The organism is Methanomassiliicoccales archaeon (genome assembly GCA_013415865.1).
Classification (GTDB): Archaea; Thermoplasmatota; Thermoplasmata; order Methanomassiliicoccales; family UBA472; genus MVRC01.
Map to the genome: position 1 here is coordinate 592327 of CP058896.1, position 23085 is coordinate 615411.

The 23085-nt window shown below is 53.0% G+C and carries 24 protein-coding genes; 11 read left to right on the forward strand and 13 right to left on the reverse strand.

The window, feature by feature from the left end:
• The first annotated feature begins 692 nt into the window (after nt 1-692).
• Complete coding sequence (gene cca / locus HPY73_02920; protein QLH74504.1) at nt 693-2000, forward strand: CCA tRNA nucleotidyltransferase; 1308 nt, start codon at nt 693-695, stop codon at nt 1998-2000.
• Nucleotides 2001-2021: 21 nt separating this feature from the next.
• Here cca and HPY73_02925 read toward each other — a convergent pair whose 3' ends face one another.
• A complete protein-coding gene (locus HPY73_02925) occupies nt 2022-2378 on the reverse strand; it encodes a hypothetical protein (protein ID QLH74505.1) in 357 nt (118 codons plus the stop codon).
• Between the two features lie 191 nt (nt 2379-2569).
• On the opposite strand from HPY73_02925, the gene radA reads away from it, so the two are divergent.
• The gene (gene radA, locus HPY73_02930) at nt 2570-3511 is read left to right on the forward strand and encodes a DNA repair and recombination protein RadA (protein QLH74506.1); all 942 of its coding nucleotides are present in this window, start codon (nt 2570-2572) and stop codon (nt 3509-3511) included.
• A 19-nt stretch (nt 3512-3530) separates the two neighbouring features.
• Entirely contained in the window at nt 3531-4532 is a 1002-nt protein-coding gene (locus HPY73_02935; GenBank protein QLH74507.1) for a methyltransferase domain-containing protein, read from the forward strand.
• Here HPY73_02935 and HPY73_02940 read toward each other — a convergent pair.
• A complete protein-coding gene (locus HPY73_02940; protein QLH74508.1) occupies nt 4516-5982 on the reverse strand; it encodes a site-2 protease family protein in 1467 nt (488 codons plus the stop codon). The genes HPY73_02935 and HPY73_02940 overlap by 17 nt on opposite strands.
• Nucleotides 5983-6077: 95 nt before the next feature.
• Here HPY73_02940 and HPY73_02945 point away from each other — a divergent pair, with 95 nt between their 5' ends.
• Both HPY73_02945 and HPY73_02950 read left to right on the forward strand, forming a co-directional pair.
• The gene (locus HPY73_02945; GenBank protein ID QLH74509.1) at nt 6078-6893 is read left to right on the forward strand and encodes a UbiA family prenyltransferase; all 816 of its coding nucleotides are present in this window, start codon (nt 6078-6080) and stop codon (nt 6891-6893) included.
• A complete protein-coding gene (locus HPY73_02950) occupies nt 6890-7624 on the forward strand; it encodes a geranylgeranylglyceryl/heptaprenylglyceryl phosphate synthase (protein QLH74510.1) in 735 nt (244 codons plus the stop codon). The genes HPY73_02945 and HPY73_02950 overlap by 4 nt, the downstream gene beginning before the upstream one ends.
• Here HPY73_02950 and pdxT read toward each other — a convergent pair whose 3' ends face one another.
• Together pdxT and HPY73_02960 are read right to left on the reverse strand one after the other, a co-directional pair.
• A complete protein-coding gene (pdxT, locus tag HPY73_02955) occupies nt 7625-8215 on the reverse strand; it encodes a pyridoxal 5'-phosphate synthase glutaminase subunit PdxT (GenBank protein ID QLH75628.1) in 591 nt (196 codons plus the stop codon).
• A 51-nt stretch (nt 8216-8266) separates the two neighbouring features.
• On the reverse strand, nt 8267-9721 hold the full coding sequence (locus tag HPY73_02960; GenBank protein QLH74511.1) for a phenylacetate--CoA ligase family protein: 1455 nt from the start codon (nt 9719-9721) through the stop codon (nt 8267-8269).
• 85 nt (nt 9722-9806) lie between these two features.
• On the opposite strand from HPY73_02960, the gene HPY73_02965 reads away from it, so the two are divergent.
• Entirely contained in the window at nt 9807-10586 is a 780-nt protein-coding gene (locus HPY73_02965) for a DUF169 domain-containing protein (protein ID QLH74512.1), read from the forward strand.
• 62 nt (nt 10587-10648) lie between these two features.
• Nucleotides 10649-10954, forward strand: coding sequence for a hypothetical protein (locus HPY73_02970; GenBank protein ID QLH74513.1), 306 nt, complete (start codon nt 10649-10651; stop codon nt 10952-10954).
• 6 nt (nt 10955-10960) lie between these two features.
• Here the strand turns inward: HPY73_02970 and HPY73_02975 are convergent, their stop codons facing one another.
• The 7 genes from HPY73_02975 to HPY73_03005 all read right to left on the reverse strand — a co-directional run bounded on the left by HPY73_02975 (nt 10961) and on the right by HPY73_03005 (nt 17231).
• Nucleotides 10961-11317: a zinc ribbon domain-containing protein gene (locus tag HPY73_02975; GenBank protein ID QLH74514.1), complete on the reverse strand. Its 357-nt coding sequence runs from the start codon at nt 11315-11317 to the stop codon at nt 10961-10963.
• 4 nt (nt 11318-11321) lie between these two features.
• Nucleotides 11322-12692, reverse strand: a complete 1371-nt coding sequence (locus HPY73_02980; GenBank protein QLH74515.1) for a radical SAM protein — start codon at nt 12690-12692, stop codon at nt 11322-11324.
• A gap of 149 nt (nt 12693-12841) precedes the next feature.
• Entirely contained in the window at nt 12842-13288 is a 447-nt protein-coding gene (locus HPY73_02985; GenBank protein QLH74516.1) for a hypothetical protein, read from the reverse strand.
• Nucleotides 13289-13298: 10 nt separating this feature from the next.
• On the reverse strand, nt 13299-14300 hold the full coding sequence (locus HPY73_02990) for a hypothetical protein (protein QLH75629.1): 1002 nt from the start codon (nt 14298-14300) through the stop codon (nt 13299-13301).
• Nucleotides 14301-14653: 353 nt separating this feature from the next.
• Complete coding sequence (locus tag HPY73_02995) at nt 14654-15511, reverse strand: metal ABC transporter permease (GenBank protein ID QLH74517.1); 858 nt, start codon at nt 15509-15511, stop codon at nt 14654-14656.
• A complete protein-coding gene (locus tag HPY73_03000; protein ID QLH74518.1) occupies nt 15508-16317 on the reverse strand; it encodes a metal ABC transporter ATP-binding protein in 810 nt (269 codons plus the stop codon). The genes HPY73_02995 and HPY73_03000 overlap by 4 nt, the downstream gene beginning before the upstream one ends.
• Complete coding sequence (locus tag HPY73_03005; protein QLH74519.1) at nt 16314-17231, reverse strand: zinc ABC transporter substrate-binding protein; 918 nt, start codon at nt 17229-17231, stop codon at nt 16314-16316. The genes HPY73_03000 and HPY73_03005 overlap by 4 nt, the downstream gene beginning before the upstream one ends.
• 109 nt (nt 17232-17340) lie before the next feature.
• Here HPY73_03005 and HPY73_03010 point away from each other — a divergent pair, with 109 nt between their 5' ends.
• Nucleotides 17341-17724, forward strand: coding sequence for a CopG family ribbon-helix-helix protein (locus tag HPY73_03010; protein QLH74520.1), 384 nt, complete (start codon nt 17341-17343; stop codon nt 17722-17724).
• Nucleotide 17725: 1 nt separating this feature from the next.
• Here the strand turns inward: HPY73_03010 and HPY73_03015 are convergent, their stop codons facing one another.
• Nucleotides 17726-19093, reverse strand: coding sequence for an MBL fold metallo-hydrolase (locus HPY73_03015; protein ID QLH74521.1), 1368 nt, complete (start codon nt 19091-19093; stop codon nt 17726-17728).
• An 86-nt stretch (nt 19094-19179) separates the two neighbouring features.
• Nucleotides 19180-20034 (reverse strand): 4Fe-4S binding protein, encoded by an 855-nt coding sequence (locus HPY73_03020; GenBank protein ID QLH74522.1) that lies wholly within the window; start codon nt 20032-20034, stop codon nt 19180-19182.
• Nucleotides 20035-20267: 233 nt separating this feature from the next.
• Between HPY73_03020 and HPY73_03025 the strand changes: the two genes are divergently transcribed.
• The 3 genes from HPY73_03025 to HPY73_03035 are packed head-to-tail and all read left to right on the forward strand — an operon-like array spanning nt 20268 to nt 22965.
• Nucleotides 20268-20510 carry a ferredoxin family protein gene (locus HPY73_03025; protein QLH74523.1) on the forward strand — a complete coding sequence of 81 codons (243 nt, stop codon included), beginning with the start codon at nt 20268-20270 and terminating at the stop codon, nt 20508-20510.
• Nucleotides 20507-21565 carry a 3-methyl-2-oxobutanoate dehydrogenase subunit VorB gene (gene vorB, locus HPY73_03030; protein QLH74524.1) on the forward strand — a complete coding sequence of 353 codons (1059 nt, stop codon included), beginning with the start codon at nt 20507-20509 and terminating at the stop codon, nt 21563-21565. The genes HPY73_03025 and vorB overlap by 4 nt, the downstream gene beginning before the upstream one ends.
• Nucleotides 21562-22965 (forward strand): 2-oxoacid:acceptor oxidoreductase family protein, encoded by a 1404-nt coding sequence (locus tag HPY73_03035; protein ID QLH74525.1) that lies wholly within the window; start codon nt 21562-21564, stop codon nt 22963-22965. Before vorB ends, HPY73_03035 begins: the two co-directional genes overlap by 4 nt.
• Nucleotides 22966-23085 lie beyond the last annotated feature (120 nt).

Below are 23085 nucleotides of genomic sequence, written 5' to 3' on the forward strand. Positions count from 1 at the left end.
TATATATGAATTAAGAGTAATAATAAAAGATATATTACTCTATCTGGTTTAGACTTAAAATATAGTTTAATATAATTAATATAAATATCAATATCTATTCATATGATACATATAATATATCTAAAATTTATTAATTTATTTATATTTATAAGTTATATTTATGATAATGAATTTAATATTACGATATTTCGTATGATTTATCCAGTATTTAATTAATTTCAAAATTAATTATTGCAATTAATAATACAATTAATTATTAAAAATAATTTGTAAATTTTTTAATGCATTTTTTCATTTAATTATTTTCATTACTGGACGATTCAAATTACTAGTAGAATTTATTTATTTGAAACGCAATAAATATAGAGTTGGATTATTTATCCAATTATTCTGGCAAAAATCGATGATAAATTAATAACATTAAATTAAAAAATTAATAAAAACAATTACTTGCCTAAAGGGCAAATAAACTTCGTATTATTGATCAACTAATGAACGATCCGTGTGTTGCATTTAAATACTAGATGATTTTACACTTGTTAGCGTTCGAGGTCGATGCATTTCTCTCCTCCTATGAAACCCGTTCTGAATCCCCTTCATCGGCCTCAAACGCATTTTTCTCTTGTGCAATAAGAAGGATTATCGTATGAACAGTGTTTTATGGACCGATTATGGATCTTGAAGAAAGAGTCTTGGAAATAATCCGTCCAAATGATCGATCGAAAAAGGAGGTCAAAGATAAATCACAGGACCTTCTGAAAAAAGTGAAGGCCCTTGCATCAAAATATGATTGTATAGAAGATGTAAGATTGGTAGGTTCTGTTGCCAAAGATACATACGTAGGCAGACCAGATATTGATGTTTTCATCCTCTTCTCACCATCTACTAAAAGAGAGGTGATGGAAGAGACAGGATTGCTAATCGGAGATGCTTTGTTAACGGACAAAGAAAAAAGGTATGCTGAGCATCCTTATGTTCATGGTCATTTTGATGGTTTTGAGGTTGACATCGTCCCCTGTTATATGATCAGTGACACCAAGATGATGATGTCTGCGGTGGACAGGACCCCTTTTCATACCGATTACATCATATCAAATCTAAAAGATGAGCAAAAATCGGAGGTCATTCTTTTAAAACAATTTTTGAAGGGTATAGATGCATATGGAGCAGAGGCAAAAACACAGGGTTTCTCAGGTTACCTTGTTGAATTGCTTGTGATAAAATATGGGACGTTCAAAGGGGTCTTAGAAGCTGCATCGACATGGAAGACAGGTGAAAGGTTGGACATCAATGGAAAAGGTGGCAAGAGATTTCAAAGCCCCTTGACCTTCTATGATCCCGTGGACCTGTCCAGGAACGTTGCTTCCGCATTATCTCTGGAGAAGTTCTGTCTTTTTGTTCATGCCTGCAAGGAGTATCGAGCTTCACCCGATATGAGGTATTTCTTTCCGAACAAGAGGATGAATCTGTCATGTGATGAGATCCGGAAAAGAGAAGATGCCATAGGTCACCCGATCGTTTTTGCCAGTTGCAAGAGGCCGGATATTGTGGATGATAACCTCTATCCTCAAGCGAGGAAAACGCTTGATGGACTTGTCACACAATTGGAAAAAGATGACTTCTGCATTTTGGACAAAGCGTTGAACATCACTGAGGATGAGGTCGTTTTCGGTCTATTGCTTGAAACAGATGTCTTAAGTCCGACCTATAAACATATCGGCCCACCTGTGACGATGGCGAACTCCAAGACCTTCCTTGCCCGATGGAAAGGGGAAGCGAAGGTGGGACCGTATATAGAGAATGGAAGATGGGTAGCGATCGTCAAAAGGGATGTTAAAAATGCTGATGTCGCTCTCATCAAAGCATTGACGACCGCTTCGTTGGGGGATTCGTTCAAGGATTGCGACATAAAAGTGTTCAATACAAAACAGCATCTGAGGGATGGACACCTTGAATGCGCGACCAAGTTGCTCGATAAAAGAATGAGCTGGGAGATCTGATCGACGCGTCCATTGATCATATTAGCTGAACGGCTTGTTCAGCAATATAATCCAAACCCCCATTGAGAGAAGGAAGAACAAGAACAGATTCCCGGCCCATCCTTTTTTATCGATCTCCTTCGTATCGATCTTTGCCAGAGGATAGATATATTTTAAACTCACCATCCCGACGATTATCAACAACAGACCGATGGCGAAATGGATGGGTTGGGTCAGAAAGGCCATTATCCCGAACAAAGGGGCTATGAGGGCAGTCACCCAAAGTGCCTTTGTGCCCTTGATATCCTTTTCAAGGAACTCCCTCTCATTAAAGTCCGGTGGCGTCCAGGTGAATTCCGGTTCCTTTTTCTGAGAATCCTTTTTCTTCTTCTGGGCCATGTTTCACCCTAAATCATGAGCCGTTTATAACCATTTTGTTAACTATCAGTTAGGGATGCTGTAAGGTCGTTGATTGTAACCGAATCAATTATCATGCCGTTTCTCGTTTTGTTCAATGAGGAGGTACTTTCGGGGACCTCCCATCATTAGGGATATCATCCCCAGTTACATGGTTGAAGGTAGGTGCATCAATGGCCGAGATGAAATTGGAAGAGTTGCCTGGAGTAGGGCCCGCAACTGCAGAGAAACTTCGTGATGCCGGTTATAATGACCTTATGTCCATAGCGGTCGAGTCCCCGAAGACGTTGGCCGAGGTAGCTGAGATAGGTGAGAGCACGGCGGCCAAGATAATTGCCGCGGCGAAGCAGGCGGCAGACGTGGGAGGATTCGAGTCAGGAGACACTATACTGGAGCGAAGGAAGAAGCTCAACAGGCTCACCTCCTCATCAAAGGCATTCGATGACCTGTTGGGCGGAGGGCTGGAGACACAGGCGATCGTCGAGTTCTTCGGGGAGTTCGGAAGCGGTAAGACCCAGATGTGTTTCCAATTGGCGGTCAACACAACGATGCCCATAAACAAGGGAGGGTTGGACGGGGATGTCATAGTCATCGATACCGAGAACACCTTCAGACCAGAGAGGATCGCACAAATTGCAGAGGCGCAGGACCTGGATCCTATTGAGACCCTTCAAAGGATACATGTGGCCAGGGCCTACAACTCATCTCATCAGATGCTGCTTGTCGAGAAGGCCCAGGAGATAGCTCAAAAGACCCCTGTCCGATTGATGATAGTAGATTCCTTGACGGCCCATTTCCGGGCAGAATACGTTGGACGTGGCACCCTTGCCGAAAGACAGGGGCTGTTGAACAAGCATATGCATGACCTTCTAAGGTTCGCAGATGTGAACAATGCTGTCATCGCTGTGACAAACCAGGTCGCTGCAAAGCCAGATGCCTTTTTCGGAGACCCCACAAGACCGGTGGGAGGACATATTGTGGGGCATGCGTCGACATATCGCATTTATCTTCGCAAGAGCAAGGGAGGAAAACGCATAGCGAGGCTGATCGACTCTCCGAATCTTCCTGAGGCAGAGGTCGTAATCACCGTCTCGGAAGAAGGTATAAGGGACTGAGCGTCCTCACCTCTATCCAATGGAGAGCGCTAAGAGCAGTTCATACCTTTTCGAGCTGTCAGGGGAGCATCCGACCTTACCTCTGGCAGAGCTTGTCTCCACCATCAGGGCCGAGGTGGGAAGCTCTCAGATCATCATCTCAGGGCCTGGATACGCTGTCGTTTCAATTCCATCAAATTCCTTTGATCGGATAGCTGGAAGATTGGCATTGACCCATAGAGCGGGGGAGTTCCTGGCTGAGGTCGATCTAAAAGGAAAGGACCTTCATCTGGACATTCCAGAAGGCACCCTCGCATTGAGGGTCAGACGTTTTGACGACAGAGCTGGGGATTGGGACGTAGATGCCATTACAAAAAAGATCGCTGCGATGATCACCGTGGGTCGAAAGGTCGACCTGATGCACCCCGATATAGAGATAAGGGGGATCGCATCCGACCGTCTTCTATTATATAGAAAGCTAATGGAGGTCAACAGGAGGCAGTTCGACCTGAGAAGGGTGGCGGAGCGTCCTTTTTTCTCCCCTATCTCCCTGCACCCCAGATACGCACGTGCATTGATCAACCTTACTGGCCTAAAAAAGGGGGAAGCCGTACTGGACCCCTTCTGCGGGACAGGAGGGATCCTGATCGAGGCGGCCATTATGGGCCTCAGGACCTACGGGTCGGATATCTCTGAAGAAATGATCGAGGGTGCGCGGAGGAATATCGAGCATTTCGGTCTGAGGGCGGACCGTTTGGAGGTGATCGATGTTGGCTCTGTCCATGATGTCTTCGGGGAGGTTGATGGCATAGTCACCGACCCACCTTATGGCAGGGCAACGAGCACTAACAAGGAGGGGCTTGTATCTCTATACTCCCGTGCATTGGTCTCAATGAAGAACGCGACAAGGCCGGGCGGTGGACTGGGGGTGGTGTTCCCGTTCGAGATGCAGGTCCCCTCAGGCCTCGAACTGATAGAAATACACCATCAGAGAGTTCACAGGTCGCTCACAAGACACTATCATATCATGCGGCGACGTTAATGATAAATGTCTGTGTGAAAGACTCCTTTTCAATCCCTTTTGAGGTGAGGGATGTTATCTTGACGATGACGGTGTACGTACCGGCCTGCGTCTCAGGGGAGGTCTCTAACGTCAGCAGCACTGTTGCGGAACATTCATATGGCAGGTCGAGGGACAATAGGTCAGTGGAGTTCGCAGGGTCCTCCCCTTGCAGGTACAACCCTCGTTTCCAATCCATTGGAACGTTCATCACCTGCATCTGCAACCTGTAATCCGTGTTGCCAGTGTTTTTGATGTTGATGAAGAAGGTCACGGTGTCGCCTGGGGAGAGCTCGACGTCGTTGGTCCCTTGCAGCTCCACCCCGAACTCGTAGCTCGGGAACACGTTCGCGACCGGTACCGGGACAAAGGTCACTAAAAGCAGCAGGATGGCCACCACTCCCAGGAACTTCCTCTTCGTGTCGATCTTCGATATGTCGTTCAATGGTTGCGGGTGCTTCAGACCTAAGAAGAAAACGAGTATCCCGAATATCAACCATCCGCTGTAAAGGAAGACGCCAAGTATGAACAGCATGGCCATCGTCGCATAGCTCAGGTACTTTGCCTTTTCACCTAGGAAGCCGCGTGCAACGTGGCCCCCATCCAGCTGTCCTGCGGGAAGAAGGTTGATCGCTGTGACAAGGAACCCCACCCATGCCGCAAAGCCCACCGGGTGCATGCTGACGTTCTCCGGTACCGGGATGAAGAGCATCAGGCCCCAATAGAACAGCTGGTAGAACACCTGGAGGGCGCCCTCTTCTGGTATCGACCCGTCGGTCGGTGTGCCATTGGCAGTCAGATAAAGACCGATCAGGGCGATCGGTATGGTCACCAACAGGCCACCGACAGGACCTGCGATGCCGATGTCGATCAATGCCTTTCTGTTCGGGATCGGGTCCCTCATGGATATGAAGGCCCCCATGGTCCCCAAGGGCGGGATCGATGGTATGAAGAACGGGAGCGAGGCGGCGACCTTGTGCCTCTTTGCCATGTAGTAGTGCGATAGTTCGTGCACCCCAAGTATGGCCATCAGCGGAAGGGCAAAGGTCAAGGCCCCCCACAACAGGTTCTCAGCGGTGATCCACTCGTCCTTTCCTTCATAACCTGCCCACAATGCGGCACCGGCCAGGACGGTCGTCACACACGTAATGAACAGCAGGGCCGCGTTGACCCAAAGGCTCCTGGTCCTCCTTTGTTCCTTCTTGACCACCGTCAATGAGTACTCTCCGCCCTTGTGCGAAAGGAAAGGGATGTAGTTCTTCTCGCTCATCTCGAGCCTCATCTTCTCAAAGCTGTCCTCGAGGGTCGTAAGATCTGGACTGATGAATATCGTCAGGGCGTTGTAGTTCACCCTGACATCATAAATCGGGAAGTGACGCGCAACGATGGATTTGACCTGCTCGACCTCAGAGAGCATGTCGGATGGCATCATGGTTGGCACAAAACAGCATTTACTATCTAATCCTTTCCCAAATAAAAGGCGATGGGCCAGCAAACATTATTACGGACGATGGTCTATCGCCGCACGTGAACAAGGTCCTACAGCTTTTCCGCATCGGCAACTGTCTGATGGGGATCGTCGGTCTGCTGATGGGCGTATGGGTCGCCCTGGGAACGGACATCTTGGAAGGGCTTAGAGAGATCGTCTTCGCCTCGGCCGTGGTCTTCTTCTTTATCGCTGGGGGCAATGCCCTGAACGACTATGTCGACAGGGAGGTCGACAAGGTGGGACACCCTGAGAGGCCCATCCCCTCGGGCAGGATGACGCCCGCTGATGCTCTGAGGATATCCTCGGCCTGTTTCGTGCTGTCTGTGGCGTTCTCCCTGGCATTGAACGTCCCTTCGATCGTCATAGTGCTCTCTGCGGTGGCGCTCATGCTCCTATATGAGCTGAGGACGAAGAAGGCAGGTCTCAGCGGGAACTTGACGATCGCCCTGCTCACTGCGATGCTCTTCTTATTGGGCGGGACGGTCGTCGACAAATTAGATAGGACATACGTGCTCGCGGTCCTCGCGGGTCTCGCCACCTTGGGAAGGGAGATAATCAAGGATATCGAGGACATGGAGGCAGATTTCGACAGGAACACGCTCCCCAAAAGGATCGGGAAGAGGAGCGCATCCATAATAGCTTCTTTGTCCATCTTTGCAGCTGTGGCCATGAGCCCATTGCCTTACGTCGGGGGACAGTTCGGTCTTGGGTATCTGCTGATGGTGACCGTCGCGGATGCAATATTTATATATGCCTCTGTAGTTCAATTTCGAAACCCTAAGCAAGGCCAGAGGTATGCCAAATATGGCATGTTGGTGGCACTTGTGGCCTTCTTGCTAGGGGGGCTCCTATGAAAGTCTTCGATTACATAACGCAAGGGATCGGCAAGGGAACGATGCATATGACGCTGCTCGACCCGGCGAAACAGTCTCCCGAAGAGGCGGCGGCGATCGCCAAGGAAGCACAGGATTATGGGACCGACGCTATAATGGTGGGAGGAAGCACGGACATCACCCAGGAAAACCTAGATGCAACTGTGAAGGCGATCAAGAAGGTCTGTAGCGTCCCCGTCATCTATTTCCCTTCTGGCGCTCATGCCATATCCCGCTATACCGATGCCATCTACTTCATGAGCATGCTGAACAGCAGGAATGTGAAGATGGTCGTAGGGGAACAGGTGATGGGGGCCCCGATCGTCAAGGCGTTGGGGCTGGAACCTCTCTCCATGGGCTATATCATAGTGGCGCCAGGGATGAAGGTTGGCGAGGTCGGTCAGGCCGACCCTATACCAAGGGATGACCTGAAGCTCGCCTGTGCCTACGCCCTCGCGGCCGAATATATGGGGATGAGGCTTGTGTACATGGAGGCCGGGTCGGGCGCACCGGAGCCGGTACCGATAGAGATGGTGTCCGCGGTCAAGAAGACAATATCCGTCCCTCTGATCATAGGTGGCGGCATCAGAAGGCCGGAGCAGGCGGCGGCGATAGCAAGGGCAGGGGCCGACATCATCGTTACCGGGACGATAGCGGAGCATGACGACCTGAGCGCCCTGGGCTCTATCATCAAAGCGGTCAAGGCCCGTTGATCAGACCATCTTTATCAAAAGCTCATGAAGGCGCCAGTCGTTTGAAAGCTCAGGATGGAACGAGAGGGCCAGCAGATTGTCCTGTCTCGCCATGACGATGCTCCCTCCATGTCTCGCCATAGGTACACATCTGCCCCATGTCCTGTTGATAAGGGGGGCCCTGATGAAGACGGCAGGGAAAGGTTTTTCCAGGCCATCTATCTCCAATGCGGTCTCAAAGGATTCCCTCTGCCTCCCGAAAGCGTTCCTGTCCACCTGCATGTCCATGAGTCCGAGCAGCTCGGTCCCTGTCCTCTGAACCTGGTCGTCGCCTTCCTTTGACAGGAGGACGCACCCTGCACATGTGCCCATAATAGGCACCCCCTCTTTTGCCATTCGGACGATCTCATCGAAAAGACCAAAACGGCGCATCAGCTTCGAGATCGTGGTGCTCTCGCCTCCAGGGATGACAAGGCAATCGATGCCCTCAAGGTCCTTGCGCTTGCGGACAGGGCTCGCACTGCCTTTGATCCCCAGGTCCTCAAAGGCTCCGTTTAGCGCAGTGATGTGCTCTGGCGCCGCCCCTTGGACAAATACCACGCCTGCTCTCATGGCCAGGGCGGGGCTAGCGACCATCATAGATAAAAAACCGACGGAGCCCCGTCATGTCCTGTCGTAGATCTTCCTTCTGTCGACGATGGTCGCCTTCTTTGGCGTAAAGCCCGATGAGGAGCTTATCACCTCTACCTCGATGGGCTCAAGGAGGTCATTGTCCATCGACGACCTTATCTCATCTAATGCCAGCACCCTTTCCTCGATCTCCTTTCTGGCCCATTGCGTGTCACCGCTGAACTCTACTTGGAAGGTCAATCGGTCCTTGTAGCCGACCTTGTCGATTATTACCTGATACCCGAGCACTCCGGATACGCTTAGGACCGCCTCGTCAAAGAGAAGTGGGAAGACCTTCTCGCCATAGCCTATCTTGGTCTCGGAGTTTATCCTTCCCCTTGGCTTGCCTATCTTTCCCACCGACGTGAACCCGCACCCACAGGGCGGTTCGATGTAGGACGATAGGTCATAGGACCTGTACCTCAAAAGAGGACTGCCTTCCATCTCAAGGCTGGTCCAGATGAGCTCGCCCGGCTGCCTGGACCTCGTATGCTCACCGGTCTCGAGGTCGATGCACTCCGCCATATAGTTCCCCTCATCTATATGGAGACCGTCCTGCGCAAAGCATTCTATGGTCGTCGCCAGGCCCATCTCCGTCATGCCATACTGGCTCAGCGCCTTGCATCCCCAAGCGGTCTCGATCTCCCGTCTCATGGCCTCGCTCAAAGGCTCAGAGGAACAGATTATGGCCTTCATGCCGAACTGCCGAAGGTCGTACTTCGCCTTGGCCAGGACCGTGATGCGGTAGATGAACGATGTCAGCCCTATGATCACTTTCGCCTTGTTCTGCGTCATGCTCTTTATCTGCTCATCGACGTCCACCGAGCTGCAGACGTTCGAGCTCAGCCCGACCACCTTGCAGGCCCCGTCGAGCATGAGGCTCGGGTCCCATGCGGAGACCGCTGGGAACATTATGTGGAGAGTGTCATCGCCCCTCATCCCAGTGTTCTTGAAGGCCGAGGCGATCGAGTCGATGATGTTGAGCACGTCCTTTTGGGTGTAGAAGAGCCTTTTCCTCTGTCCCGATGTGCCAGAGGTGGTGAACGCCCTCATGACCTTGGACTGGGAGACGCAAAGGAAAGAATATGGCTCAGCGGCGAGCTCGGACGGCTCTGTCACAGGCACCTTGAGAAGGTCCTCCTTCGTCCTTATCATTCCAGGCTCAAGACCTAGCTTCTTGAACCTGTTGTGATAGAATATCGAGTTGGCATCAGTATACCTCATCTGCTTCCTGAACTTGTGCAGCTGATACTCCACAAGGTCCTGCCTGGACACGTCGCTCAGTCTTGAACGGCCGAGCGCCTTTTGAAAATCCTTGTCGCGCCTTAGCTCGCGCCTGACCTTCATCTCGATGAGCGCCTCGAGAGGGTGCTCGACATCGTCATCGATCTTCGTTGAAAGAAGCTTCATCCTCGCGACCGCGACCTTTAGACGTTGAAGCGGGCTCACACCGTCGTGAACAACATCCACTGGGATAATCGTTTCCCATCCATCATAAATCGGTATATATATCCGTCAACAGGATTCATCTGATATGGGGGACGGTAAGGACTGGACAAAGGTAAGGGAGGACCTCATCATTTCGCTCAGGATGAGGTCGGACCCTGTCGGAGTACGGATGCTCAGGGCATCCGAGCTTGCCGACCTTCGCGAAACGAGGGTCTTGAGGACCACGGCGGTCTGCCAGATGATCGCGATGTCCAGATATGAGAGGGAGGAGGGTGTCGTGGCCGCATCAGTCGAAGGGGTGAGATGCCTTTGGGCCACCAGCTGCCTGGGCTTGACTAGGACACCGGAAAGGCTCCTCAGAGGGGACCTCAACAGGGCGTTCACGAAGGATGTTAAGGCGGCAAAGGCCCTTCAGGACATGATCTTCTCCATCGGGAACGTCGAGAAAAGATATGGCGGCATAATGACCGCCCCCCTCGACCTGGTCGAAGGGGCCGTTGACGCCGTGGTCTTGTATGTCACGCCCGGTCAGGCATTGAAGCTGTTGCTGGCACTTAGCTATCAGGAGGGAGAGGTCGTCACTGCACCGGTGACGGGTCAGGCGGCCGTGTGCCAGGGGATAGCACGAGCGGTGTCCGAGGGGAAGGTCACATTAGAGGTCCCGTGCGTGGGGGACAGGACCTATGGGCTGGTCCAGGACGATGAGCTCGTCTTCGTGACGCCAGCACCCAAGATCGACCAGCTGCTCCAAGGGATCAAGGGGACAGACCGGTTCGCCCCTTATCCGTTCAGGCCTTTCCTGAGATGGCCCGCCCTCTTCCCGCCCGAGTTCGAACCGACAAGGTCCGAGATAGACCGCGACTAAGGCCGCGGACCTCTGCCATATTATTTATAATGCCAGAGCTTTCCTCGTTGTGGAGCTTTGATATGCCGCTGACACCAGAGATGAGACGCGCTGGGGTTACCCCACAGCTCATGAAGACGACCAAGCGCCTGAAGTGTCCAAGGTGCGGCAAGGAGTTCAGCCTTTTCCAGTCGAGGGCGATCGCCTGCGTCGGCTGTCCTAAGTCCACCACCAGCTGTCGCTTCGCGCGCTGTGTCCATTGCGACCAGGAATTCCCATTGCAGGAGTTCAATGTTCAGACGAAAGAGCAGGAGCAGTTCGTGTCCAGATACATGAACGATATCGTGGCCAACTATAGAAGGTCGGTCGGTAAGGAAAAGAACCGCTGAGACGGTTCATTTCAAGGGAGCACCGCAGGAATCGCAGCGTCTGGCACCAGACCTGTTCTGGGTACCGCAATATTGGCATCGGGCCCTCATCATCCTCATTTGTCTCAGCCGGTGCCGTCTCTCGCTGTCCTTCTTGTACATGACGATGCCGACGGCCAGCATCACGGTGGCAACGATGAGCACCACCGCCGCAAGTATCAGGAAACCATCCTCTGCAATGGCCCCGACCAGGCCGAAGAAGAGCGAGAAGAACAAAAGGAGACCGCCCACCGCGATGAGCACCAATGGAGCGACAGGTGCCGTCCGCGTGTCACACTCAGGGCAGTCGTGCTGTGGATCTCCGGTGCCTTGGCGCTCGGGCAACAGCTCACTCCTTCTTCGCGAACTTCGACCACATCTCATGACGATAGAGCGTCCTCCCATCGGCCCCGTTTATGTTGAAGAGGCAGAAAGGTATCAGCTTGCCATCCGGGGTCACTGTGTGGATGCAACAGTTGCAGAGCCTCTCCGTCTCAACGTTCCATGCGTCCTGGAAAGCCATCGTCGAGACGGTCAGGTACATGGTCTTGGCCCTTTCGATGAAAGACCCCCAGGAGTTCTCCTTGTTCGTATCCTCGTCCAGATTTAGAGATTCCTCGATGAAGCGCCAGAGGTCCGAGATCTCCTTCCTGGTCTTTGTGGCGATGGCGCTCGTCTCCCTTGGTGGGCCAAGGGCCCTCGAGGTCAGGGGGAACATTGAGCCGTCCTCAAGTATCACTGACATCGATTTTGCATCACAATGCACGTTGCTGCATGAGGTGGGGATGAAGTTGTCGGCCCTCAGCTCCCCCTTGGTCTGCTTCTCTATGGCCACCAAGAGGTCCGGGATGGTCACCCTGTCCAGGTCCCTCGGGACAATGGGATACCTGCCGAAATAGGCAATGGGCTGGAAATGCACCCCCTTCACCGTAGGCACGTTCTTCTTGGCGAAGTTTATGACATCGCCCACCTGGTCCAGGTTGATGTTCGGGGAGACCACGCACACCAATGTCACTCCCATGCCGACCTTGGCACAGTTAGAGATGGCGTCGAGCTTCGCCTGAAGCAGGTCCTTCCCACATGTCGCAAGGTAGACCTCTGGTGTAAGTCCGTCGAATGAGAAATAGAGCGAGTCGACCCCTGCCTCCTTCACCTTTTTCAGGAACTCGAGGTCCTGACCGAACCTCACCCCGTTGGTGTTGACCTCTATATGGTCTATGCCCATGCTCTTGCCCAGCCTGACGATGTCCGGAAGGTCGTCCCTTATCGTCGGTTCCCCGCCAGATATCTGTACGCAGATAGGGTGGTTCACATATTCCAACATCGTCTGATACATCTTCTTGATCTCATCCAGCGAGGGGTGGAACTTGTATTTCTCGTTCGCAGATGCGAAACAGATCGGGCACTTGAGGTTGCAGGAGTTCGTTATCTCCATTACCACGAGACATGTGTTCTGCGTGTGGTCGGGACAGAGCCCACAAACCTCTGGACACCGCTCCTTTTCTTGCACCGCGACCTTTGTAGGCCTGTTGGTCACGCATGCATACCGTGTCAGGTCCTTGTAGTCCTGCACCCCCCTCCAAATGATCGTACGGAACCTGCCGTGCTCGGGGCATTCCTTCTCGAGATAGATCGCATCGTTCTCTGCTATCTTGTGAGCAGGAATGGTCTTGAGGCATTGAGGGCAAAGGCTGCGGGTCTCTCCTATCTTCTCTATCATCGGCTCACCAAAAGCTGACCCAGAATCACCTCGCGAATAATCAAGCTTTGCTGATGGTCATCCTATCAATATGCAAATATTGACGATGATGGGATGTTCAGAAGAATAAAAAATGATTTTGATAGGCCGCTTGCGCGGCCTTTTTGAGTTTATGCCCTCTTCTTCTCGAACAGGCCCTCGGCCGCTGCGAGGGTCTTTGTCGCGAGATACTCCTCGGCCATGAGGAGGGAGCCGTCAGGAGATGCGAGGCCAGGTCCGGAACGGACGACGGTCATGTACTCCATCTGGAGGGTGGCGTAGTGCATGGGGGTGCTCCCATAGACCCAATCGCTCTCTCCCTCGAGGTGGTCGACCTTGACCAGCTTCACCCTGTGGGAATAGGCGGTCTTGACGTTCGCCTTCTTCTTCAGGATCCCGCTCTCAAGCTCGTACTCGACATATGCGGTGACGTCCCCGATCTTCTTCTGCGCGAGGTAGTGGTTCGTGCCCTTCTTCTGGATGGCCTTTCCGTTCTTCACCACGTCCTCGACATCGGCGACCTTCATCCCCCTCTTCCCGATCAGTTCCTTGACCGCGTCAGAAATTACGACTTCCATTTTTTTCACCTCACCATGTTCCGTACGTACCGAAGTCCCTAGCGGCCTTTACCAGAGCATACATGTTCCCTGGGATGGTGAACGGCGGGGTCTCGCAGGATGTTCCGAGGATGTAACCTCTCTTCGCGTCGCGCCCGGCGAGCAGCTGCTCCTTCGCCTGCTCATAGACCATCTTCGGGTTCGGGTTGATCATCAGCTTGGTGTCCACTGATCCCATGCAGGTCGCCCTGTCCTGGAACTCCGCCTTCAAGGTGGCGGACGGGAACGGGTTGCGGCCCATGTAACCGGCGTGTATGACGGTGAACGGGCTCCACATCAGGGTGTCCTTGAACACCTTGTAGTCGGTCTCGTGGTTACCGCATAGGTGATAGAACACCTGCGGACCTGCTCCGCGCCTGAAGCACTGGTCGACATAGTACTTCATGTTGTCCGCAGAGTATGTCTTGACGGCCTCGTCCGAGAATATGTCGTTGTTGGCCAGAACGGACCCGACGATCAACATCGCCATTCCGTAGGTGTCCGCCAGACCCTCAGCGCCGTTCACTGCGGTCTCGGTGTACTTGCGTACCAGCTTTTTCGCCTGCTCCTCCTCGGTGAAGGTCCACATGATGAAGTTCTCAACACCGCAGAGCTCGGCGGCGGCCCCGACCAGGTCGAAACCGTAGGATATCGGGACCAAGGTGTGTCCGAGGTTCTTCTGGACATAACCATAGATCCTCTTGAACATCGGCAGGGTCCATGCTCCCTCAAGCTCCTTCTTGTCAGGAACGCGGATCTTGTCCACCTCGGAGGGGTCCGATATTATCGGGCCGGTCGAGATCGGTGGCAGGGTGTCCTTGTACTCCAGCTTGATGCCGAGCTCGGTGACCCACGGCAAAGAGAAGAACCAGTGCGTCACAGGCAACAGGTCGTACAGCTGGGATATGTACCCAACACAGTGTATTCCCAATTCAGGCTTCTCATAGAAGTCCCTTATCGTGTATCCGCATGCCACGGCGGCATGGGACAGGATGATCGGGTCAACGTCGATCCTGTCGTGCGGCACATCGACAAAGGGGCTTGCAAACCTCTTGGCGGCGTTCGCCGCCCACTTCATGTCTGCTGGTGGAAACATGTCTTCATAGCCCATTATGAATCCCCATCCACTCAAACGCGATTGTTAATATATAATCCTTATCTCTTTTTTAGTAGGTTGATATGGAACGTTGTTTCACATAGGCGTATAAATAGGTGTTAAGATAGAACACTTTTACACTAAATAATTATAATTTGAAACAATATTGCATAAATATGATATTTATTTTCATTTAAAATATTTAGCCTTGAAGGCGGGTAAGAGTATCCCCTGGGAGGTTCATAAACATTTCATTTCCCGCAGGGGACGGTCGTGATCGGCTTTTCCTTTGTTGCCACCTTCTTTATCGCCATCGATGCGACGAAGAAGGCCGTGCTTGTCAAAACTATCGCCCCTCCTGTAGCAATGTCGTAAAAAAAGGACATGAAAAGCCCTGATACGACAGAGACCACGCTCAGGCCCAAGGCCATCACCATTGTAGAACGGAATGACCTTGACAGCTGGAGCGCTGTCGCCGCCGGCAATATGATCAATGATGATACCAGGAGAGATCCCACGATCTTTATTGAAACGACCACGGCCAACGCGACCATTATGTTGAAGACGAGGTCGAGGGCGCCCACCGGGACGCCGGAAAGCCTGCTCCCTTGCTCATCGAACGTCAAAAGCATAAGTTCCTTGTAAAGTGCGGCCACGAACGACATGACGACGAAGGTCAAGACCACCATCAGGAGCATATCCTGATGTGAGATCGTCAGGATGTCCCCGAAAAGGTATTGGAAAAGGTCGACGCTGAACCCTCCCGCCATCTTTGCAAGGACGGCACCGACCGCCAGCCCGAACGAGAAGAGGATCCCTATCGCCGTCTCAGAGTATACGATCCTTTTTTTATGCAGATAGGATATTGCCAAGGTCCCGACGATAGAAAGGGCTAGTGCTGTATAGAGAGGATAGAGACCGGCGAACAGGCCGATGGCGATCCCCCCAAAGGAGAGATGTGCGACGCCCTCTCCGATCAATGAGGCCCTCTTCAGAACGATGAAGACACCCAATGCGGCACATGTCACCGCGGCCGCCACACCCCCGATGAGACCATTCTGCACAAAGGTGTAACTGAACATATCCTGAATGAGCTCCAGGCCGTTCATTTCATCTCCTCCTCGGCCAGGTCGATAGGGCTGATGCCGCATGTGCTATGATCGTGGTGGAACAGGAATGTGAAGTGCTCGCCATATGCCTGCCTCAACGCCTTGGTCGGGTCCTCCCCTCCCCTTATCTCTTGGAAATAGATCTTTCTGTTGACGACGGCGAGCTTATTGGCCTGGCACATGACACCGGATAGGTCATGGGACACCGTGATGACCGTCACATCCCTTTCCTCCTTCATCCTCCGGACCATGTCTATGAACCGGTCCTCGATGCATATGTCCAGACCGACGGTGGCCTCATCGAGTATGAGAAGGTCCGGGCGTTTGACCAATGCCTTTGCAAGGAATATTCTCTGTTTCTGTCCCCCGGACAGCTGACCTATCTTGCGCTTCCGCAGGTCATAGAGGTCGACCAGCTCTAGCGCATGTCTTATGTTGTCCTTGTCCTCCTTTCGGAGCCTCCTCCCAAGCCTGCCCTTGGATATGCACCCCAATGAAACGATCTCCTCGACGGTGGCCGGAAATATCGGATCGAACTGGATCGCGTTCTGTGCGACATATCCTATACGATGGAACTGAGTGAACGTCCTGATGTCCTCTCCAAAAAGCCGGATGGTCCCAGATTCGATCGGAAGGATGCCGAGGACCGCATTGACAAGGGTGGTCTTCCCACCGCCGTTAGGCCCTACGACCCCAACGACATCGCCCTTGAGCACTTCGAACGAGACCCCCTCGAGCACCCTAAGGCTCCCGTACCTGACATTTACGTCCTTAACTTCGAGGACCTTCTCCATTTGAGCGGTCATGCTGTCACCTCCAGTCCCTTCCTTAGGTTTTCCAAGTTCTCATACATTATCTCAAAATAGTTCATCCCGGCATGAGGTCCGCTCCTTCCGTGGATGCCGTCAAGGACCAGCATATCGGCCCCTGTCTCTTCGGAGACCTGTCGCATTATCGCATCATCGAATACGGGCTCAGAGAAGACATAATTGAGCCCGAGCTCCTTGACAAGGTCAGAGAGCTTCTTGAGGTCCTTTGCACTGGGCCTCTCATCGCCAGATATGCCGATCGCCCCATGCGCTTTGAACCCATATCTGAGGGCCATATAGTCGAAGCCCTCGTGCGTGGTTATTATGTCGTTCTTAGTCCTGTTCTCAAGCCCCTTTCTGAAGTCCTCATCGAGCTTGCGCAGCTTTTCCACAAGAACGTCGCAGTTCGAACTGTAGTAGGTGCTGTTGGCAGGGTCTGACAGGCACATGGCATCGGCGATGTTCCGGGCCTGGACCACCGCTGCAAGGGGGTCGAGCCAGAAGTGAGGGTCTAGTTCCGGCGCCGTGCCGTTTCCGAACAGCGCCTCCTCCATCCCAGAACTTGTATCGACTATCAGCACACCTTCTTTGAGCTGATCTATGAATTCGTCGACCCAGGGCTCGAAACCTCCTCCGTTATATACAAAGACGTCCGCCCTGCTGACCCTGATGAGGTCCGAGGCACTAGGGCCCCATGAGTGTGGCTCAACATTGTCCGGTATCAACATCCTTACATCGGCCCTTGTGCCGCCGATCTCGCTGGCGAAGAAGTAAAGCGGATAGAACGTGGCCACCACATTCAACCGTTCATCGTCCTTGATCTCGCCGTAATCAACGAATAAAAGGAGACCTGTCGCCGATAGTATTACCATCGACGCAATGAAGATCGTGAACAACCTCCCTCGGTCCATCGCAAGCTCCAAGGCTTTTTAGAATATTATTACTAATTATAATTATTTCTATTAAAAATGACGCAATAATTCATATATTTATTATTAATATTCTAATCTGGCTGTTTAAATGACAATAATAAGCGTTTCCCTGAATGAAAGGAACCTCAAGGACCTCGACATAATACAAAAGGAGCTTGGCTTCTCTGGCAGGTCAGAAGCCGTACGGACAGCTCTAAGGATGTTGGTTGCGGAAAGGAACGAGAGGAAGAAGATGGTCGGACATGTGGACGGCGTGCTGGTGGTGGTCACCGAGAAGGGCTCTTCGGAGCAAATAGATGAGATATATCACAGTCACCAGGACATGATAAGGACCCATATCCACAATCACATCGGTGCTAACCGATGCATGAACCTCCTCATCGTAGGAGGGGACGCCGTCCAGATGAACAAGGTCCTGGACAAGCTCGAGCGTCTGGATGGGATACATTATATGAAGTTCATCAAATCCTGATTCATTTCCCCATCTGGAAACCTGAGGATGTCCATGCCTCGAACCCTCCGCTCAGGTTCATCACCTTGGAGAACCCGTTCCTCAGGAGGATGCTTGCCGCGCAACTACCTCGGAAACCAGACCCGCAAAAAGTGACGATGGGCTTGTTCTTAGGAAGCTCGCCTATCTTGGACTGCAACATCCCGAGATGGATCATTTTTGCACCAGGCACTGTCCCGGATGTTATCTCCTTCATATCCCTGACATCGATCAGGACCACATCTTCTTTCTTTGAGAGCATCGAGCTGAGGCCTTTCGCGGACAAAGGTTCCAACCTTGATGTCTCATTCCCTCCTTTGAGCCAAAGCTCCATGCTTCCCTTCAGTACCCCAACGATGTTGTCGTACCCGATCCTCAAGAGATGTCTCTGTAAGATGCTTGTCTGAGCCGGACAATCTGTTACAAGAACGAGCGGTCGGTCGGCCGGAAGCACATAGGGCGCGTAGACGGGTATGAAATCAACGCCAAGATTGATCGCCCCTGGGACGTGGGCGGCGGCGAAGTGGTGCGGTTTTCTCGTATCAAGGACCATCGCCCCTTTGACGATCAAGTGCTTCACCTCTTTGGGGAGAAGTGCGTGCGGAGGTGCGATCCTTCCCATAGGTCTTGCCCCTTCGAGGTTCACCGCCTCCATCCTTGCGAATATCGGCGATATCTCCAGTTCCTCCTTTATCTTCCAGGATATGAAGTCCTCTCTGGACATCTTCAACATCCGGTTCAGGGCCATCTCTGTCCCTATGGTCGTCTCCTCCCGTTCCTCGATGTTGGCACCGCATAAAGATCCCGGACCATGGGCCGGTAAAAGGATGGTGCCTGCACCTAGAGGCAACAGTTTCCTCGTTATGCTATCGAACAGGTCCGCGGCCATCCTTCCCCTCACGTTGGGACCGAAGAAGTCGGTCCTACCAACATCACCAGGGAATATCGTATCACCACAGAACACCATCAAGGGATATGACGGGGACCGCAGGTCATAGAGCACGTATGAGAAGCTCTCAGGGGTATGGCCCGGTGTATGCAAGGCAACGATCACGGACCTGCCTATCTCTATCCTCTGGCCATCATGGACCTCATGGCCATATCTGAACGGTGTCTGCCCACCGTGGAGGACCTTCGCCCCGGTCGCCGATGCTATCTCAGTAGAACCGCTGACGAGGTCCTCGTTCCTATGGGTCTCCAGGACGTATCTTATCGTCATCTCGTTCGCTGAGGCGATGTCCAGGTATTCCTCTATGTCCCTCCTTGGATCGATGACGGCAGCCTCGTTCCCATCGCCCACGAAATACGAATTGTGGGATATGCCCTCGGACCTTATCCTTCGGACCAACATGCACCAACGCCATTGAATGATTGCATCTTGGCGATAGATATAATTTGCACCCTTCCTCAGGAGGGGCCGATAGAGCCCTCAGAATTTCACTCCTTGACAACGTCCACCAATGGCTCTATCCTTCGTATCGACCTTTCGATGTACGAATCGTCCACCACCCTCAGCTCTATCGCCCTTGACCTACAGAACTCCACGCATCGACCGCATCCTTTGCAGAGACCGTCGTCGATCCGCACTTTGCCATCGACGATGCTGATCGCATTGACATAACAGATCTTTTCATTTACGCATCTGGAACATCCAGTGCATCTTTGAGCATCAGCTACTATCTCTATGCCTGGCATCTTGGTCAACGTCGAGCCGATCTTATTGGAGAGGTCGGGCACCATCTTCCACAGGCAACAGCAATGGCAACAGGAGCATATTGAAAGGAGGTCCTCCTTCGGCCCGGTGGCAAAGACCACACTGTCGATCTTGTCCCTTCCGATCAGGTGGACCAGACCGGCCTCCCTACACCTTCTCATGTGCTCCTTTGCCTCCTCAGCGGTTATCATCTTGCCAAGATGCTTTGGGATCCTCGTCGTCCCTTTACCCAGGAATATGCACCCCAGCTCCTTTGGATAGTTCCTGCAATTGTTGGAGTCGCGACAGACGCATTTGTCCATCTTGAAGATGTACCTTGACCTTTCGATGAAATGGTCGATGATCGCCGATGGGACCACGATGTCCTTCCTCTCGACCTCGATGTCCATCGATATGGACCTTGACCTTGCCTTCATGAAGACGTCGTCCTTTGGGAGGATGATGATGTCATCGTCCTCGAAGAACAACATCTCCATAATGGACCCTACCATCGGCACCTTGGTCAGCCTGGCCAAAGTGAACCTCTTGTCGAACGAGCGTTTGACTATCCTCAACGAAAGGTCGGTCCTGAGCCCCATCGTACCATGCAGGGCCTGAGACCGTATAAATCGTTTTCATGGGGGTTGATGGAGAACGGTCCAATTTTGATCGGCAAATGCCTGGTAATATAAGACTTCGTCGTGATCATATGGAAGACTGTTGGTCATGCTTGATTTGGATCTATGATTACTATGCGTCCTTCTCACCTATTTTCATGGTTTTGTGAAACGTTAAGTATCGTTTTCATATTCTCGCAGGACAGACGCGGTCGATGAAAATGGGATCGAAGATGCCATATCCGGTCATAATCGAGGACGAGTGCAAGGGATGTGGGCGGTGCATAGCTGCCTGCCCCAAGAAGGTCCTGAGGTCATCTGGGAAGATCAACAGGAAGGGCTTCGTCACCGCCGAATATGCCGGCGAGGGGTGCACAGGATGCCTTATCTGCTTCTACAACTGCCCTGAGCCTTATGCGATAGAGGTACATAAGGCCGACAAGGAGGGTCAGGCATGAGGAAGTTCGTGAAAGGCAACGAGGCGGTCGCGATCGGGGCCGTCTATGCGGGGTGTGAGATGTACTTCGGATACCCGATCACTCCGGCCAGTGACATCGCACATGCAGCGGCAGAATGGTTCCCACAATTGGGCAGGGAATATCTACAGGCCGAATGCGAAACGGGGGCGATCAACATGATGTTCGGGGCGGCATCCACAGGCAAGATGACGATGACCGCGTCCTCAGGCCCAGGCATCAGCCTCATGCAAGAAGGGATATCATATCTGGCGGGTGCACAGCTGCCCGCGGTCATAGTCAACGTCATGAGGGTGGGACCTGGACTGGGCAATATCGGTCCAGAGCAGGGCGATTACAATCAGGCGGTCAAGGGAGGTGGGCATGGGAATTATCGCACTATAGTCCTGGCCCCAGCTTCGGTACAGGAGATGTGCGACCTGACGATGAGGGCCTTCGAGCTTGCCTTCAAATACAGGAACCCTGCGGTCGTACTGGCCGATGCCGTCCTAGGCCAGATGATGGAATTCTTGAAGGTCCCGGATAAAGAGATGACAAGACCGGATACCTCCGGCTGGGCGGTGCAAGGGGATGCGATGACCAGGAGGAACCTCATAACCTCGATCTATCTGGATGTCGACCTCATGGAGAAGCACAATCGGATGTTGCAGTCAAAGTACGCCTCGATGGGAGAGGATTCCGACGCCGAGATGTACATGACCGGCGATGCGGAGATCATATTGGCCGGATATGGCATCAGCGCCAGGATCGCCAGGTCGGCGGTCGATGCCCTGAGGGGCCGGGGCATACGGGCGGGACTTTTCCGCCCAAGGACCCTGTTCCCTTTCCCGGCAAGGCAGCTGAATGAGGCCGCAAAATGCGGCAGAGTGATGGTGGTCGAGCTCAGCAATGGACAGTTCAGGGACGACGTGCTCTTGCACCTGGACAGGTCCATTGAATGCGATGTGCGATTGATCAATCGCATGGGCGGGAACCTCATGAAGGTCGAAGATGTCGTCAATGCGGTGGAGAGGATGGTGGGGGGTGGTCGCAGATGATTAAAAGGCAGACCGGTCTTTACGAGCATTTTGAAAGGAAGGAGCCAGGGACAAGGACGACGACATTCTGTCCCGGCTGCGGGCACGGTATCATCCATAAGCTGATTGGCGAGGCGATCGCGGACCTGGGGTTGGCGGACAGGACGGTGTTCGTGAGCCCTGTCGGCTGCGCGGCCTTCTGCTATTATTATTTCGACTGCGGGAATGTGGCCGGACCGCATGGCAGGGCATCTGCGGTGGCCACGGGCATATCCCGTTCTTTACCAGGAAAGGTGGTCATCGCCTATCAGGGGGACGGCGACCTTGGGGCCATAGGGTTCAACAACGCGTTCCAGGCGGCGAGCAGGGGAGAGCATTTCGCATGTTTCTTCGTCAACAACTCGATATATGCGATGACGGGGGGACAGATGGCCCCCACGACCCTACCTGGCCAGAGGACGACCACGACCCCGTTCGGAAGGGATGTTGTGGCCGCAGGATACCCTCTCAAGGTCTGCGAGGTGCTGGACCAGCTTGAGGCCCCGGTCTACATAGAAAGGGTGTCCGTTGCCGACACAAAGAGGATCATGCAGGCCAGGAAGGCGATACGCAAGGCGCTGGAGGTCCAGAGAGATGGCAAGGGCTATGCGTTCGTCGAGATACTGTCCCCATGCCCGACGAACTGGCGCATGGATGCGCTCAGGTCCGCCGAGTTCGTCACGGAAGAGATGGAGAAGGTCTTCCCTCTCAAGTGCTTCCGTGACAGGAGCGAGATGCCTGCCCCAGAGCGCATGAAGGTGCCAAGGAAGAGCATAGCTGAGCTCATCGGTCCCTCGGAGGAGGGCATGGACCAGAGACCCGACCAGTCCTTCAAGGAAAAGTCACTTAAGTTCTCTGGATTCGGGGGACAGGGGATCCTGAGCCTGGGGCTTGTGATAGCGGAGGCCGCGGGCCGCTCAGGACGATATGTATCGTGGTTCCCCAGCTACGGTCCGGAGCAACGTGGCGGATATGCCTCATGCTCGGTGGTGATCAGCGGCACCGAGGTCGGCTCTCCCACCGTGGACAGCCCGGACGTGCTCGTGGTGATGAGCCAGCCAGCATTGGATAGGTTCCTTCCTACCATGAAGGAAGGTGGGGTCCTTTTGCACGAGTCGGGCCTCTCGGTACCTGACGCGGTCCCCTCAGGGGTCAAGGTCTATTCCTTCCCAGCAGCAAAGATCGCGGCAGACAATGGCGTCCCTAAGGCCCAGAACACCGCGTTCCTCGGCGCGCTCACGGCATTAGGCCTGCACTCCATCGAGGAGGAGCACATCCTCTCTGCACTGGACAACAGCTTTTCGGCCAAGCCATCGTTGATCGAGAAGAACCGGAAGGTCTACGAGGCGGCCAAGGCGTGGACCGCGACTAACCTCTCCTGATGGCGCAATGGCCCAAGGGGAGCGGCCTTTCTATTCTTATTGGTAAGTTTCTTAAATCGATTAATGATTAGGTCCATGAGATTGCCATTGGTTGGCGTGGCACATACTGGCTAGGCAGTT

Coding starts and splice junctions, on each gene's coding strand:
- HPY73_02925 (QLH74505.1), bottom strand. CDS start 2,378: ATGGCCCAGAAGAAGAAAAAGGATTCTCAGAAAAAGGAACCGGAATTC.
- radA (QLH74506.1), top strand. CDS start 2,570: ATGGCCGAGATGAAATTGGAAGAGTTGCCTGGAGTAGGGCCCGCAACT.
- HPY73_02935 (QLH74507.1), top strand. CDS start 3,531: ATGGAGAGCGCTAAGAGCAGTTCATACCTTTTCGAGCTGTCAGGGGAG.
- HPY73_02940 (QLH74508.1), bottom strand. CDS start 5,982: ATGATGCCATCCGACATGCTCTCTGAGGTCGAGCAGGTCAAATCCATC.
- HPY73_02950 (QLH74510.1), top strand. CDS start 6,890: ATGAAAGTCTTCGATTACATAACGCAAGGGATCGGCAAGGGAACGATG.
- pdxT (QLH75628.1), bottom strand. CDS start 8,215: ATGAGAGCAGGCGTGGTATTTGTCCAAGGGGCGGCGCCAGAGCACATC.
- HPY73_02965 (QLH74512.1), top strand. CDS start 9,807: ATGGGGGACGGTAAGGACTGGACAAAGGTAAGGGAGGACCTCATCATT.
- HPY73_02970 (QLH74513.1), top strand. CDS start 10,649: ATGCCGCTGACACCAGAGATGAGACGCGCTGGGGTTACCCCACAGCTC.
- HPY73_02980 (QLH74515.1), bottom strand. CDS start 12,692: ATGATAGAGAAGATAGGAGAGACCCGCAGCCTTTGCCCTCAATGCCTC.
- HPY73_02985 (QLH74516.1), bottom strand. CDS start 13,288: ATGGAAGTCGTAATTTCTGACGCGGTCAAGGAACTGATCGGGAAGAGG.
- HPY73_02995 (QLH74517.1), bottom strand. CDS start 15,511: ATGAACGGCCTGGAGCTCATTCAGGATATGTTCAGTTACACCTTTGTG.
- HPY73_03000 (QLH74518.1), bottom strand. CDS start 16,317: ATGACCGCTCAAATGGAGAAGGTCCTCGAAGTTAAGGACGTAAATGTC.
- HPY73_03005 (QLH74519.1), bottom strand. CDS start 17,231: ATGGACCGAGGGAGGTTGTTCACGATCTTCATTGCGTCGATGGTAATA.
- HPY73_03010 (QLH74520.1), top strand. CDS start 17,341: ATGACAATAATAAGCGTTTCCCTGAATGAAAGGAACCTCAAGGACCTC.
- HPY73_03015 (QLH74521.1), bottom strand. CDS start 19,093: ATGTTGGTCCGAAGGATAAGGTCCGAGGGCATATCCCACAATTCGTAT.
- HPY73_03020 (QLH74522.1), bottom strand. CDS start 20,034: ATGGGGCTCAGGACCGACCTTTCGTTGAGGATAGTCAAACGCTCGTTC.
- HPY73_03025 (QLH74523.1), top strand. CDS start 20,268: ATGAAAATGGGATCGAAGATGCCATATCCGGTCATAATCGAGGACGAG.
- vorB (QLH74524.1), top strand. CDS start 20,507: ATGAGGAAGTTCGTGAAAGGCAACGAGGCGGTCGCGATCGGGGCCGTC.
- HPY73_03035 (QLH74525.1), top strand. CDS start 21,562: ATGATTAAAAGGCAGACCGGTCTTTACGAGCATTTTGAAAGGAAGGAG.